Here is a 14481-nt window from a genome sequence, read left to right on the forward strand (position 1 = left end):
TCACGCTCACCCGGTGTGAGCACCACGGCGCTCGCCCTGGCCCTGAACTCACCGACCGACCGGACTCTGCTCGTAGAAGCGGATGCCATCGGGTCCTCGCCGGTCCTGGCCGGATACATGCTCGGAAACCACTATCACGATCGTTCCTTGATCAATCTCGTCGACGCGAATCGTCACGGGCGCCTCAAGGCTGCGCTGACCGAGCAACTCATCCAGATCCCGGAATCCTCGGTGTCCTTGCTCCCGGGACTGGTCCACTCCGCCCAGGCAGATGCGATGCGGGCCGTGTGGGGACCGTTGGGTGTCCACCTGGCCGGATTGAGCGTCGACGACACCAACGTGATCGTCGACGCCGGCCGGATCGGGCAACGCGGCGCTCCGGTCGAACTGATCGTCAACGCAACAACGATCGCAATCGTCACCCGCACGGAGCGAACGGCGATCGCAGCGTTACGCGCCTCGCAGAACGCGCTGCGACAGCAGCTCTCCGCGGTGCAATCACGCGCAAGTCTGGGGTTGATCCTGATCGGTGAGTCCCCCTACAACGCAGAGGAAGTGACGAAAGTCACCGGACTTGACGTGATCGCCGTCCTGCCCGACTCCGATGACGCCAAGGTCTTCTCGGACGGGTTGTCCATCGGCAAATGGCGCCGTCGCCGTTCGATCTACCTGCACACCCTCCACCGCAGTACCTGGCCGAAGATCACCAAATTCGCGGTGAGCCATCAGGCGGACTGGAAGTCCGGTCCCGCGCTCAATGCTGCGCTGCCGACACTGACAGGAGAACGTCGATGAACTCTGACGACGCGACTGCGCCTCCGCAGAACAAGATCACGGAACTTCCCTTCTTCTCGGCCCCGATCCCGGACGCCGACCTCGCAGGTGGGGGCCGCAGTTCGGTATCGGAAATCACGCTCCCCGACACCGATCCGTTTCGATCGCTTCGCCTACACGAACTGCCACCGGCCAGCACCAACGGGCACCTCGGCACGGCGCGACGGTCCGTGCCGACGACCGCGAAGGTCAAGGTCGATCGCGCCCTGGTCCGCGCTCTGCAGAAAGAAGCCGCGGAACTGTTGCGTGACTACCGGTCAGCGCGTGACCGCGAGCGCCACGACCCAAAGAACGCCGGCAAATACTTCGCTCCGTTCACTGAGGAGGAAGAACGCGAGTTCGGCCGTGAGACGATCACCGGCCTGGTCAAGAACCACGTCCAGAAGACCATCAACTCCGGTGGGGAAGCCTTCACAATCGTCGAAGAAGAAGCCCTGATCAAGGCCATCTTCGACGCGCAGTTCAACCTGGGCCCGCTGCAGGAACTCGTCGAAGAGCCGCACGTCACCGACATCTTCCTCAACGGCGCGGCCGTCTACGTCAAATTCCCCGACGGACACTACGAACACCGCGACCCAGTGGTCGACACCCCCGAGGAACTTCTCGAGTGGATGGGACTGCTGGCCTCACGCGCCGACAACGGCGGCCGGCCCTTTTCCCGGCTCAATCCGTCGCTGCGTCTGACAATGCGCGGAGGCCACCGACTGTCGGTCATGGGCTACTCGGTCAAACGGCCCTCTGTGGCAATCCGCATCCACCGCCTCAAGAACATCGCCCTCGATCAGCTCGCCGTCGAACATCGGATGATGCCGATCGAGCTCGCGACCATCCTCTCGTGCGCGGTCCGTGGCGGTGCCTCGGTGGTCACCGGCGGCGGAATGGGCTTCGGAAAAACGACCTTCACGCGTGCACTGGCCAATGCGCTTCCTCTGCAGACGCGAATCGGGATCGCGGAAACCGAACGGGAACTGTTCATTGACGAACTCCCTGGCCGCGAGGATTTCGTGGTCGACGCCGAGACGATCCTGGGCGGCGGAGAACGCGGTGCAGACCGCGAGCTCGCCGGCAGCTACACCCTCTCGGACATCCTGTACGAGTTCGTGCGACAGCAGCTCGACTACATGATCGTCGGTGAGGTAGCCGGTCACGAGATCCTCGCCCTCCTCAAGGCACTGCAGACGGCCAGAGGAGGGCTATCCACGACGCACGCGTACACCGCTCGCGGTGTCGTCGACCGTCTGGTGAACCTGGCGACCGAACCCCCGATGAACGCGACGGTGGACTACGTCGAACGCCAGCTCGCAGAGCACATCGACCTGATCGTCCAACTCGGCACGAAGGTCCGCGTCGACGGCGAAGGGTCACGCACCTCGGTCCGCTACGTCGACGAAGTCGTCTATGTCGAACCCGGCGACGACAAGAAGCCGTCCTTCTCCACCATCTACCGGGGATACTCCGACGGCACAGGAGAATTCGGATCCATCCCACAACCTCTGCTCCGCCAGCTGCTCGCCGGCGGATTCAAGCGAATCAACCTCCCCAGCGATAGCCTTCGCCACTTCGACGAAGAACGCGACCTCTACGACGACGACGAGGTGGCGTGATGTATCAGCAAATCGGCATCTTCCTGGTACTACTGCTGTGCGCCGGGGTCGCCTGCATCGTCATCGGATGGAAAGACCGCCGCGATCCCACCGCGCCCACACGTCAGCGCCGGCGCCCCAGCTCATCGAAGATCCCGCGTAGCACCCAGATCCTGCTCGTCGTGGGCTTCGCCGCCGGCATCGTCGTGTCGTCCCTCTCGGGATGGCTCTTCACCCTCTTTCTGGTCCCGGCGCTGCTGGTCGGCTTGCCGTACCTGCTCGGGCGCCCCGAAGCAGAACAGCAGATCAGTCGGCTGGCGGCCATGGATGAGTGGGCCCGCAACCTGTCCAGCAGCATGAAGGCTGGTTCGGGAATCGAGCACACCATCATCTCCACTCCGATTCCAGAGGCACTACGGGAAGAGATCACGGCGTTCATCAGCCGCCTGCGCAACAACGTCCCTCCGGTGGATGCGATCACACGTTTCGCTTCGGACCTCAACGACAGTGTCGGCGACAAGATCTGCGGCGCCTTGCTGCTGAGTATGCAACTGCGGGGCGTGGGACTTGCAGCCGTGCTCGAAGGCCTCGCCGAAGACGTCGGTGACATGGTCGCGCGCCGACGCCGCACCGAGGCCGACCGCAAATCCAGCCGTACACAGGCGAAATGGGTCACCATCATCGCGATCACAACACTCGCGGCAGCGTTCCTGTTCACCAACTTCATGGAACCGTACAAGTCGGGCGGAATGCAGATCGTGCTACTGATCCTGCTGACCCTGTTCGCGGCCGACCTGTACTGGATGAAGCAGGCCACCAAACCGCCGACCTACCCACGCTTTATCGGCACCAATGATCGCGTCAACCGCACCGACCTCGTAGGAGCGCAGCGATGAGCATTCAGATGACGGTCATCGTCTACACGAGCGTCGGCACAATCGGCATCTACCTGGTTGCCCTCTACTTCATGCGCGCACAACCCGCACTCAGCGATGCCATGTCGCGCCTGTCCGGACCGGCCCCGGAGCGCACGTCGACAACTGGAACCTCCCTGATCGACGGAATGGCGAACAAACTCGGCATCCGGGTCCACCCCTACCTGCAGGACAGCAAATTCTTCACGCTCCCCAACGCCGATCTCGCCCTGCTGCACCGAGATCCCGCCCACGTACTCGGGGAAAAGCTCGTCGCAGCACTACTCGGACTGCTCATCTTCCCCTTCCTCAACCTCGTCCTGACTGCATTCGGGGTCGGCCTGGGATGGTCCATCCCGGCCATCCTGTCGATTGCGACCGCCTTCCTGCTCTTCCTCATCCCCGACATCGAGATCCGACGTCGGGCAACCGCGGCACGAGCGGAATTCGCGCAGGCACTGAGCTCCTACATCGATCTCGTCGCACTGTGCCGACGCGGTGGCATCGGCACCACCCAGAGCCTCGAGCGCGCTGCACAGGTGGGAGATTCATGGGTGTTCCTACGTCTCGACGAGGAACTGTACGAAGCCGGGCGCTCCGGCGAAGCCCCATGGAATGCCCTGACACGCGTCTCCCATGAGCTCGGCCTGACCGAGCTGGGCGACCTGGCCGACATCATGAACATGACCGGAGACAAAGGCGCATCCGTCTACGCATCACTGCGGGCAAAGGCCGCGGGCCTGCGATCCGCCCAGGCCAGCGCAGAACAGGGTGCGGCAGCGGAGGCCACCGAAAAGCTGGCTATGCCACTGGCCGGACTCGCCGGCTTGTTCATCATGTTGCTGCTCATCCCGGCACTGACCATCATCACCGGCTAGTCCGATTCGATGGTGCCCGCCGGCGCCGCGAAGGAGCGAGACCCCCAGACCACACCGGCCACGATCATCCAGTCCAGCTCACCTGCTACACATCGACCAAACCACAAGGAGCCCACCATGAGCATCACCACCGTCGCTACCGCCACCCGGCGCACCGCCCGCGAGGCCGTGACCTCCTACATCAGCCTCACGATGATGTTCGTCGCCGCACTGGCCGGCACCCTCCTCCACCGCGCCGGCGGCAAAGACTCAGACCGCGGACCCTCCACCCTCGAATACGTCTTCCTGGCCGTCTTAGTGGTCGGAGCCGCCGCCGCAGCCGGTGCGATCGTCGTCCGCAAGATCATGTCCCGCGCAAACGCGATCCCCGACTGAAATCAGACAGCGCTGCATCGATTGGAGAGACGGTGAGTACGTGACATACCTCGTGAGGGCCTTCCAGGCCGCTGCGATGGTGGCGGTCGCTGGGGTGCTTGTGCAGCTCGGAATCGATTCCTGGCCGTGGCCGTATATCCCTATTCCGTCCTGAAAAGCCAGCCGTCCAACAATAATCGGAAAGCAGACCATGGTCACACTGGAACAGTTGATCGACCGATGGCGCCGCGATGACCGAGGCCCGGCGACGCTCGTTACGGTCGTCGCGATGGTCGCATTCCTTCTGATCTTTTCGGTCCTGCTGCAAACCGCTCTGTTCTTCCACGGCCGCGACGTCGCCAACAGCTGCGCCGAAAAGGCACTGAAGAACACGAGATCCCAGTACGGCAACCAAGCGCTAGGAACAGCTGCCGCTTATGCCTGCATCGCCCAGGCAGGCATCGGTGACCTGCAGATCCCGGTTGTCCTCGTCAGCAAGAACATCCGCGAAACAACCGTCAACATCACCGGAAAGGCCCCGTCCCTCGTCCCGGGTCTCGAATTCCCCATCGTCGTCAACCACACCAAACCGACTGAACGCGTCACCAACCCGGGAGGAATCGGATGAGACTCACCCGATGGATATCCCGCGCCCGCCGAGATGACCGGGGCGACGTCACGATCGAGCTGTGCCTCGCAGTTGTCATCCTGATCTTGCTCCTGGGCTGGATGTATGCGTACGGCGTCAACCGACAGGCGCACCAGAAGGTCGAACACGCCGCCACCGAGGGTGCCCGTGCAGCCTCACTCGCCCGCACCATCGCCACGGCCACCCCTCTGGCGTACCAAGCAGCGGCCGGCAGCATGGACGGACAAGGTCTCAAGTGCGCCACCATGAACGTCAACGCCGATACCAGCGGATTCCGCACCAGACCTGGTGTCCCCGCCACGGTCGAGGTCACCGTGACCTGCCAGGTCTCCTTCGACGCTCTTGGATGGCCCGGAGTCAATGGTGCCCGCACCGTCACCGCCACCGCAATCTCGCCGATCGATACCTACCGGGAGCGCACACGATGACCAACGCCCTGCCTAAGCGACTCGCCTCCCGACTGCCGGAGGAGCACCGCGACAAGGGTGCCGTCACCCTGATGACCGTGGTCTTCGCCCCTGTCCTGATCTTTTTCGTCTGGGGACTGATCGTCGACGGTGGCGGCATGCTCACCGCCGACCAGCGAGCCGACAACGTCGCCGAGGATGCTGCCCGAGCAGCCGGTCAGCAGATCATCGGCTCGGTGAGCGCCCGCGGCATCGACACGGTCGTCGACCCGGTCCGCGCGACGGCAGTGGCCAAGAGATACCTGTTCGAGGCCGGCGTCGACGGTGACGTGATCCCCACCGGCCCGCGCACCCTCCTGATCACGACCCGCATCGTCTACAACTCGAAACTTCTGCCATACCCCAGAACGAAACTGCTCGTCGGTACGGCCGCTGTGAATCTCAATCGCACCAACGCCGGGGAGGTATACATACCGTGAGCGCAAACGCCGCGCGGTCCCGCCTTGCCGGACTCGGCTACCTCCTGATCCTGGTGATCCTTGTCGCCGGGATCCCGATTGCGCTCTGGGCACTGCGCGGCAATCCGCTCGATATACCGTGGTCAGATTTCGAAGGTTTGCTCGCAAGTCCAGATGACGGCAGTCTTCTCATCGCCCTTTTTCCCCTTGTCGGCTGGGCGGCCTGGGCCACCTTCACCGTCCCGATTCTGCTCGAACTCGCGGCGACACTACGTGGCGTCAAAGCGCCGAAGCTGCGCGTTCTTCGCTCACAACAGCGGACGGCGACGTTCCTCGTCAGCGGCGCCCTCTTGCTCCTGACCGCCGGAACCGCCACCGCCGCACCCGTCCTGACCCAGCCCGCAGACGTGGGAAGCACCTCTCCGTACGCGCCGCACTCACAGCAGGAAGATCCGAGCGCGTCACCGCAGTCGCAGGTGGATCCGCGGGCTACCCGTCCGGCGGTACAACCGGCAGGGCCGACAGTGAGGACCGTGCGCGGAGACACCCTGTGGGGATTGGCCCAGCAGCATCTCGGAGAGGGCCGCCGCTACGCCGAGATCCTGGACCTCAACCGGACTGCTGTCCCCGAGCCAGGGTTTCTGGCCGAAGGGTTGACCCTGCAGCTGCCCGCATCGCAACCCGAGGTGATACGCGGCGCCTATACGGTCAAACAGGGCGACACCCTGTGGGATATCGCCGAGCGCGAGCTCGGCGATCCTTTGCGTTTCAAGGAGATCACGACTCCCGACGGCACCCCGGCCGGCGAGCTGATCACGGTCGGCCAGCAATTGATCATGCCCACCGCCGCCTCCGCGGCGGCTGACGCTACGCCGTCGCCGGCCTTGGTGCCGCCGGCCGATGCTGTTCCAGCTCCGGCTCCTGCCCCGGAAGCGGCTCCTGCTCCCGCTCCGACCCCGGAAGCTGCTCCCGCTCCGGCGCCCGCCCCTGCGGGTGTCGCCCCCAACTGGCAACTCGACCCCGTCGAACCCCAACTGCCCGCCGACCTCGTCACCAATGACGCACCGGCAGAAACCGATACCGAGGACGGCTCATCCGACATCGTGTTCATCGGTCTCGGAATCTCAGCGGTTGCCGCAGCCGGACTCACCGGGCATCTCGCACTTCGCCGTCGCAAGCAACAACATCGCCGCCGCCGCGGCGAGCGCATCGCCCTTCCCGCCGAATCCACGATCCAGGCCGAGCACGCACTCACCGCCGCCGCTGACCCGCTCACCACCACCCACGTCGACATCGCATTGCGGCACCTCGCGCACCACTGCAGGTCCACAGGTACCGCCCTGCCGGGCCTGCTGACGGTATTCGTCGGTGACAACGACATCGAGCTCGGACTCGTCGAACAGGTCTCACCCCCCGCGCCGTGGACACAGATCGACGACACCACCTGGGCAGTAGACCCGACAGCGCTCCCGCGCAGCATTCCCGAGGCCGAGATCAGTCCGTACCCGGCACTGACGGCAATCGGAACCAACGACGACGGTCGCGAACTCTTACTCAACCTCGAACAGATCGGCCACCTCGCCATCAGCGGCACCCCGACCGCAACAGCCGGGGTGCTGCGCGCGCTCGCCGTCGAACTCGCAGTCTCGCCCATCGCCGACAGCCTCCACCTCAACCTCGTCGGATACTGCGCCGACCTTCCGGAGGCAATCGACAACGGCCGCATCACCCACACCGCCGACGCCGACACGATACTGACGACACTCGCCAATCACCTCGAACTCGACTCCGAAATACTCGCGGACAACGACATCGAGTCAATCGCGCAGGCACGAACGTCGTACACCACCAGCGAGCTGACCGCACCCGAAATCGTTCTGATCGCCGACCCGGTGACCGCGGCACAGGCCGGGCTACTCGCTGGCATCGCACGACACGCACCCCGAATCGCGTTCGCCGCAGTGACCACCGAAAGCGCACATACCAACGCCACATGGACCCTCGAGGTCGACGACAACGGCTCGGCCGTCCTTGCTCGTCCAGGAATCGCGTCGGCCGGCATCACAGTGACCACCCTCGACGAGGAGAGCTACGCGTCCGTCCTAGACCTCCTGACCACCACCTCACGCGAACCTCGCATCGCCCACACGGGTAACAACCCTGACATTCGATGGGAAGCAGCCCGTCTGGACAATGACATCTCGACCAAGGAGTTCATCACCAGCTCCGATCCCGCCACCTTCAGCGTGGTCGGGAACGATGACCTCGACCACGCCGTCGACCGCCCAGAGCCGTCCGATTCGGATGAGATCACCGTAGAAGGCGAGCTGCCGGAGGCGGATCACATCTGGATCAGGCTGCTCGGCGAACCCGCCGTCACACCCCCGTCACCAGGGCCGGCCGAAGGCCGAGAGAAGAGCCTGACCGAAATCGCCGCACTTCTCATCACCACTGACGGCGGAGTCCTCGCCGCGGACATCGACAGCAAAATCTGGCCCCATGACGTCGAAGCCGCCAGAACCGGCACAGCCGAGCAGGAGAAAGAAGCGAAGGCCCGGCTCCGCCGGCGCCGCAACGAAGCCCTCTCTCGCCTGCGTAAGTGGCTCGGTGACACCGAGACCGGTGAACCCGCCCTCATCAAGTCCGGAGATCGAACCGGCCGGACCCCGCAACGACTCCACGACGCCGTCACGACCGACTGGGACTACTGGCAAGAACTCGTCAACGCCCATCCCGCTGACGTCGACACCACCCGGCTATCCGCCGCACTAGCCCTGGTCACCGGCCAACCTTTCAGTAGCGACGACCCCACCGCCTACGGGTGGGCCGACCACACCAAACAAGACATGATCTCCGCCATCACCGACGTCGCCGAGGAACTCGCCACCCGCTACATCCGCGGCCACCAAGTCCCCCAGGACCTCGCGGCTGCACACACCGCCGCGGAGACAGGCCTCAAGGTCGACATCGTCCACGAAGGGTGCTGGCGTGCGGCGATCATCGCCACCCACTTCTCGGGCGACACCGAGACCACCCAACGGTTGATCGATCGCATGATCACCGAGCTCGACGCACTCGAAGAAGAGCCCGAACACGAAACCAAGATGCTCTTGAGTCAGCTCGACTCCACCTACGGGAGCCACTACCGGATCGGAGCAGCATCATGACGCGCCGCATCGCCGCACTGGCGACACTCACTGCCGCGATGTGCCTGACAGCCAGTTGCAGCATCCTGACCCCAGAACCGGTCACCCTCGAAACCAACACCGGACCCACGTTCACCGGACCGCCCGGATCCGGAAAGTCCCCCGAGCAACAGGCCGGAGAAGCCGCACTGATCAAGGTCAACGAGTACTACACGGTGCTCGCGCGACTGAGTGCCGATCCCGCCGCCAACCCCGCAGACCTCGACAATGTCGCGGCCGGCAACTTCCTTCAATCGACAAATCGGGACATCACCGCGCATCGCATCGAGGCGAACGCAGGCGAGGTCAAGGTTCTCAAGAACACCATCACCCGCCACAACATCCCGATCGACGAAAACGGCATCCCTACGCCCGGCACCGCGACCATCGAGATGGACGTCTGCCTCGCCCGCGCTACCGACGTTCTCGAGCTCGGGAAGCCGATCCTGACGAACACCGCTTGGCCCGACCCAGCAGGATGGAGAGTCACAGCCGACTACACACTGCCCGGTACCCCCTGCAACGCCGGACTCTTCTAGGAGATACGACTATGGCACACACCATCATCCGCCGAACCGCCGTCGCTGCCTTGGCTGCGGCGACCCTCTTGGTCGGCGTCACTGCCTGCTCCGACACCGACGCGGCGGATCCGGCCGTAGAGCTCACTGCCACCGGAGACCCGGCGTTCGAGGGTCCCGACGGGGCGGACACGTCGAACAAGACTCCTGACGAGTTGGCACGGGAACAGGCGCTCGCGAAGGTCAACGACTTCTACGCAGTTCTGGGGAGGCTCGATTCAGATCCGGCGGTGCCAATCGAAGAGATCGAAACTGTGGCCGGAGGGCCGGTCCTGGATGGATGGCGGGCTGACATCACTCTCCGTCGCTCGCAGAATGTCCGGGGCGAAGGCGCAATCAAGATCGTCGATGCCAAGACAGCTGACGCCGGCATACCGGTCGACGACGCCGGCAAGGCCGTCTCGGGTCCTGCATGGGTCCACGTCCGCGCCTGCACCGACATCTCCGGGATGACTTGGACGAAGTCAGACGGAAGCCCTGCCTATGACGTTAACCGACCGCAGTTTGTGTTGCAGACCTTCACTGTCCGGAATGCGGATTGGCCTGACGCGAATGGCTGGAGGGTGACCAGTCAGCCCGAGCATGGCTACCCGCCGTGCGATACACCTTAGGTAAGGAGAAGGCATGACCAGCAGCTGTGTCCGCGCCATGGTCCTATGTTTGTCAATCACGGGGACGATTCTCGCTACATCCGTTTCTTCAGGTGCGCAACCAGGCGTTGGTGGCGGTGGCGTAGACGTTCTTGGTGATGGCGGATCGGGCGCCAATGTTGTGGTGCAGGGTAGCTACATCCAGGTACCTTCCGCGTCCCCTGGCTCCGGAGGCTCCCCAGGGGCGAGCGCAGCGGGGACGGGCGGCGGCGGGTCTGGATACAGCGGTGGTGGCAGTGACGGCGTGGCTGCGCCCACAGGGCCTCCAGTTCGGCAAGAGCTTAAGGCGTGCAGCCGATTTATCGATTGCACACCGATAAGCCCGGACGTGGGCCTGCCAGCTACGCCAGTATCGATGGCGCAGATCATGAACACGGTAGGTATCGCAGTCACTGCGATGCAGCTTGAGGCGCCTGAGATGTGCTGGACACCGGAGCCGGCCGATTTTCAAGGTGGGAGAACCGGGTTAGTCGGCCGATTTGGCTGGGGATGGATCTGCAGCGATACGGGCGCTGCTGTGCGATCCAGCCAGGTCGGTCCCGTCTCTCGTACTGTGCCAGGGCCGGGTGGTCTCTTGGTCAATGCGACGGCCATAAATACCGGTGTTGCAATTAATTTCGGTGACGGTGATGCCATTTTTTGCCCAGGAGCTCTGTTGCCTTTCACTCCGTATACCGACGTCGTCGACGCAAGCCCGCTCACACCCCCGAGTGGCATGCCGTCACCGACGTGCGGGCACCTCATGGAGAAATCGTCGATCGGACAGCCGAACGGCGACCGGTTCAACGTTTCGGCGTCCTCGGCCTGGATTGTGAACTGGACGGTGGCATATCCAGGAGGTGGTGCTGGAGGCGTTGTGCCCGTTCCGTTGACGTCCACCTACCAGCAGAGGGTTGGTGAGTTGCAGGTGCTGGTCACTCCAAACTGAGCGAGCCTTACGGGGTAAGAATCAGTTCGTGGACTTCGCTGAGGATCGAAGAATTTTGTAAACGCCCTCTCGGATAGCAGGGCTCTTTAGGTTTTCATTCTTGAACGAGTGTGTTGATGACTGTGACCGTGCGGTGTGCAACTGAACTGGGATCCTCCGAGTCGGCGCAGGAAATGATGGTCCCGGGTACGTGTGGGAGGTGCGGGCGATTGGACGTCGTTTCGCGTATCCGGACGACGTTCCAGCCTGCGTTTTGCAAAGCTTCCGTCTTGCGTCGGTCGACGTCGGCTTTGCCCTGATGCCAGTACCAACCGTCGTACTCGACTGCTGTTCTGGCGTGGACGAGCAGGAGATCGATCGGTGCTGGCCAGCAGGGTAGGCGTTGTGGACCAGTGTATTCGATACCAACTATCATCGCGATCCGCGAACAAACGGCTTCCTCCCGTTTCGAAGTCCCGCTGCGGCTGCATTTGAAGCAGCCACGGCCAGCTGCTCTGCTCGCGATGGTGGTATCCCATTCGTGGCCTTTGGCTTTGCATCGCCACGAAACGACGCGGCTTGATCCGGATGTCACCTGCGCGGGGTCGAGCGTGTTCTTGGTGGGGTGCCACTCTGCTGCAAGTTCGGGGCGGAGTGTGGCGAGGTCGTTGAAACCTTGTACGACCTGCTTACCGGCACAGGTGGGGCATCCGTTACCCACGGCCCTGTCGGCAACGCTTGCTCGGTAGTCATGGCCGTACGCTGGGCAGATCCACCAGATTGCCTTCTTGCTCCCAGCGCTCACCTGTGTGGGGTTGAGGGTGTTCTTGGTCGGATGCCATTCCTCGGCTAGGTCGGCGCGCGCAGTGGCGACGTCGTTGAAGCCGGCTAATACCTTCTTCCCAGCGCAGTATGCGCATCCTCGACCTCTGACTCTCGCGCTAACGACGGATTGATAGTCGTGTCCTGTGGGGCAGATCCACCAGGCTTGATAGCTAGAGCCAGGGCGAGTGTCGTTTGGAGACTGCGAATTTCGTGTGGTATGCCATTCTGCTGCGAGTTTGGGATACATCGTGCTGAGGTCGTTAAATCCGGCTTGTGCTCGTTTTCCCGAGCAGAAGGGGCAACCGTACCCACCGGCCCTGTCGCTCACGATGTCTTCCCATTCGTGTCCGTACTGTTGGCATTTCCACCACACAGTTCGCCCACTGCCGATTGATATGGATTGTGGTGAGAGCGAATTGCGTGTGGGGTGCCATTCGTCGGCGAGATCGGGGCGAAGTGTCGCGAGGTCGTTGATGCCGAGGTCGATACGTCGGTTCGTACATACTGGGCAACCCGTGCCTGCGCTGGTGCGGCTTGCGACTTGTGCCCGCCATTCGTGGCCGTCGGCGCATACCCACCAGACCTTCTTGTTTGAGCTGACAAGGATGTCCCGGGGCGTCAGGGTGTTCCGAGTGGGGTGCCATTCGGTTGCCAGCTCGGGGCGGAGTGCAGCGAGGTCCGTCTCTCCGACGATGGGGAGTCGGCCACCGCAGTACGGGCAGCCGCAGAGCGCCTTTGTCCTGTGGTCCACTCGTGTGATGTATGAGTGCCCACGATCGGGGCAGATCCACCAGGCTTTGTACTCGGACCCTGGCTTGACTGCCGATGGTTCGCGGTCGTTACGCTCGAAGTCCCACTCGCGAGCGATTGCGGGTTCAAGAGTGGCGAGGTCGGTTAAACCGGCGATGGCGTACCGACCTGCGCAATAAGGGCATCCACCGTTTCGCCCTGTGCGTTTCGCGATCGGAGTTTGGTAGTCGTGGCCGTTGGCGCATTGCCACCATGCCTTGAAGAGGCTTCCTGCGGTGTACTGGGAAGGTATGCAATCCCCGTTGAGAGTCGGATGCCACTCAACGGCTATCTCCGGGTGAAGTGTTGCAAGATCAGTCTCGCCACGAATAACCCGTCGACCGGCACAATAAGGGCACCCGGTTCCGCGCCCCTTCCGTGTTCGATCTGCAACCCGGGCCTGATAGGTGTGGCGTCTCGAGCAGCGCCACCAGGCCTTGTAACTACTTCCGGGTGTGACGTCGCTGGCAGAGCGGTCATTGCGTTCGGTATCCCATTCTGCTGTGAGTTCCGGCCAGTGAGTCGCGAGGTCGTTAGAACCTGTTACAGCGAATCTTCCTGAGCAGTAGGGGCAGCCGGAGCCCATTCCGGCGCGGTGTCGGATGGTCGCTTGGTAATCATGCTCAGCCTCGCAACGCCACCAGACCTTGATACTGCTTGCCCCCGTGGTGAAGTTCGTAGGTTGGTGGTGGCCGTTGAGGGTTGGGTGCCATTGGTTTGCGAGGTCGGGACGCAGTGTTGCGAGATCGGTTTCGCCGACGACGAGACGTGTTGCCATGTAGTGATCCTCACTCTGGGGTATGACACAGTCCGCTCCTGCGACTCGTAGTCAGGCTCATCGCTGGAATACGTCTGGAGCGCAGTGAAAATCGAGCTTGCCAATTGATTCATGGGTTGGATTTCGCTTGGAGTCGGTGTGCGATGTTGGGGACGTCTGTGAAGCTGCGGTGGGCGTCGTAGCCGGCCCGGAATGCGAAGAGGCTGTGTCTGCGGATGGCGCGGAGGTCGGAGCGTTCATTGACGTCGTAGATCTTTAAGGTGTCTTGGGGGGCGGGAATCGCGTGGTGGTAAGCGAAGGCGATTTGGCAAGCGACCTTCAGGAGGTCGGCGATGTGTTGGGCGGTGCTCGCAGCGGTGGTGATGTCGGTAGGGAGGTTGTAGCGGACCAATGCGTCGAGTTGGTCGGCGAGGTCGATAGCTGCATTGCAGGCGAGCTGGGCGCTGTGGTCGACGTCGTGTGCTGCGACGGCCATGGGTTCCCCTCCTGCGTGTGCACGAGTGCGGGGGATCTTCGCTGGCATGAAGTCCACTGTATGCCAAATACGGTTGGCATGCCAAGTCTATTTGGCTATTGATGCAAAACTGGTTGATCAGACGAGTGCACCTACCCGGATAGGCTTTCGAGCATGGATCGACTAGACCGTGCCGTTGTCGATTTCAATGCTGCTTTGGCGGCGGTTGAGGAAGCGC

At 63.0% G+C, this 14481-nt stretch carries 13 protein-coding genes; 11 read left to right on the forward strand and 2 right to left on the reverse strand.

The genetic code is table 11. From position 1 onward, the window contains the following. The first annotated feature begins 15 nt into the window (after positions 1–15). The 11 genes from ACFU5V_RS35660 to ACFU5V_RS35710 all read left to right on the forward strand — a co-directional run bounded on the left by ACFU5V_RS35660 (position 16) and on the right by ACFU5V_RS35710 (position 10451). Entirely contained in the window at positions 16–795 is a 780-nt protein-coding gene (locus tag ACFU5V_RS35660; protein ID WP_378705163.1) for a hypothetical protein, read from the forward strand. Further along, positions 792–2438: a CpaF family protein gene (locus ACFU5V_RS35665; RefSeq protein WP_378705164.1), complete on the forward strand. Its 1647-nt coding sequence runs from the start codon at positions 792–794 to the stop codon at positions 2436–2438. The genes ACFU5V_RS35660 and ACFU5V_RS35665 overlap by 4 nt, the downstream gene beginning before the upstream one ends. Further along, positions 2438–3313 (forward strand): type II secretion system F family protein, encoded by an 876-nt coding sequence (locus ACFU5V_RS35670; RefSeq protein ID WP_378433565.1) that lies wholly within the window; start codon positions 2438–2440, stop codon positions 3311–3313. Before ACFU5V_RS35665 ends, ACFU5V_RS35670 begins: the two co-directional genes overlap by 1 nt. Continuing rightward, positions 3310–4209 (forward strand): type II secretion system F family protein, encoded by a 900-nt coding sequence (locus ACFU5V_RS35675; protein ID WP_378705165.1) that lies wholly within the window; start codon positions 3310–3312, stop codon positions 4207–4209. Before ACFU5V_RS35670 ends, ACFU5V_RS35675 begins: the two co-directional genes overlap by 4 nt. Positions 4210–4326: 117 nt before the next feature. Next, entirely contained in the window at positions 4327–4584 is a 258-nt protein-coding gene (locus ACFU5V_RS35680) for a hypothetical protein (protein WP_124390652.1), read from the forward strand. 268 nt (positions 4585–4852) lie between these two features. Next, entirely contained in the window at positions 4853–5191 is a 339-nt protein-coding gene (locus ACFU5V_RS35685) for a hypothetical protein (RefSeq protein WP_225857972.1), read from the forward strand. After that, entirely contained in the window at positions 5188–5640 is a 453-nt protein-coding gene (locus tag ACFU5V_RS35690; protein WP_072948901.1) for a hypothetical protein, read from the forward strand. The genes ACFU5V_RS35685 and ACFU5V_RS35690 overlap by 4 nt, the downstream gene beginning before the upstream one ends. Continuing rightward, positions 5637–6098 (forward strand): TadE/TadG family type IV pilus assembly protein, encoded by a 462-nt coding sequence (locus ACFU5V_RS35695; RefSeq protein WP_378705166.1) that lies wholly within the window; start codon positions 5637–5639, stop codon positions 6096–6098. The genes ACFU5V_RS35690 and ACFU5V_RS35695 overlap by 4 nt, the downstream gene beginning before the upstream one ends. Further along, entirely contained in the window at positions 6095–9244 is a 3150-nt protein-coding gene (locus ACFU5V_RS35700) for a LysM peptidoglycan-binding domain-containing protein (protein ID WP_378705168.1), read from the forward strand. The genes ACFU5V_RS35695 and ACFU5V_RS35700 overlap by 4 nt, the downstream gene beginning before the upstream one ends. Then, complete coding sequence (locus ACFU5V_RS35705; protein ID WP_378705170.1) at positions 9241–9801, forward strand: hypothetical protein; 561 nt, start codon at positions 9241–9243, stop codon at positions 9799–9801. The genes ACFU5V_RS35700 and ACFU5V_RS35705 overlap by 4 nt, the downstream gene beginning before the upstream one ends. 11 nt (positions 9802–9812) lie before the next feature. Continuing rightward, the gene (locus tag ACFU5V_RS35710; protein ID WP_378705172.1) at positions 9813–10451 is read left to right on the forward strand and encodes a hypothetical protein; all 639 of its coding nucleotides are present in this window, start codon (positions 9813–9815) and stop codon (positions 10449–10451) included. 1061 nt (positions 10452–11512) lie between these two features. Here ACFU5V_RS35710 and ACFU5V_RS35715 read toward each other — a convergent pair. Further along, on the reverse strand, positions 11513–13789 hold the full coding sequence (locus tag ACFU5V_RS35715) for a zinc-ribbon domain-containing protein (protein ID WP_378705174.1): 2277 nt from the start codon (positions 13787–13789) through the stop codon (positions 11513–11515). A 109-nt stretch (positions 13790–13898) separates the two neighbouring features. Continuing rightward, positions 13899–14264, reverse strand: coding sequence for a hypothetical protein (locus ACFU5V_RS35720; protein WP_378705175.1), 366 nt, complete (start codon positions 14262–14264; stop codon positions 13899–13901). Positions 14265–14481: the final 217 nt, after the last annotated feature.

It is taken from the genome of Rhodococcus sp. NPDC057529 (genome assembly GCF_042802055.1).
In the GTDB taxonomy this organism is placed as follows: domain Bacteria; phylum Actinomycetota; class Actinomycetes; order Mycobacteriales; family Mycobacteriaceae; genus Rhodococcus_F.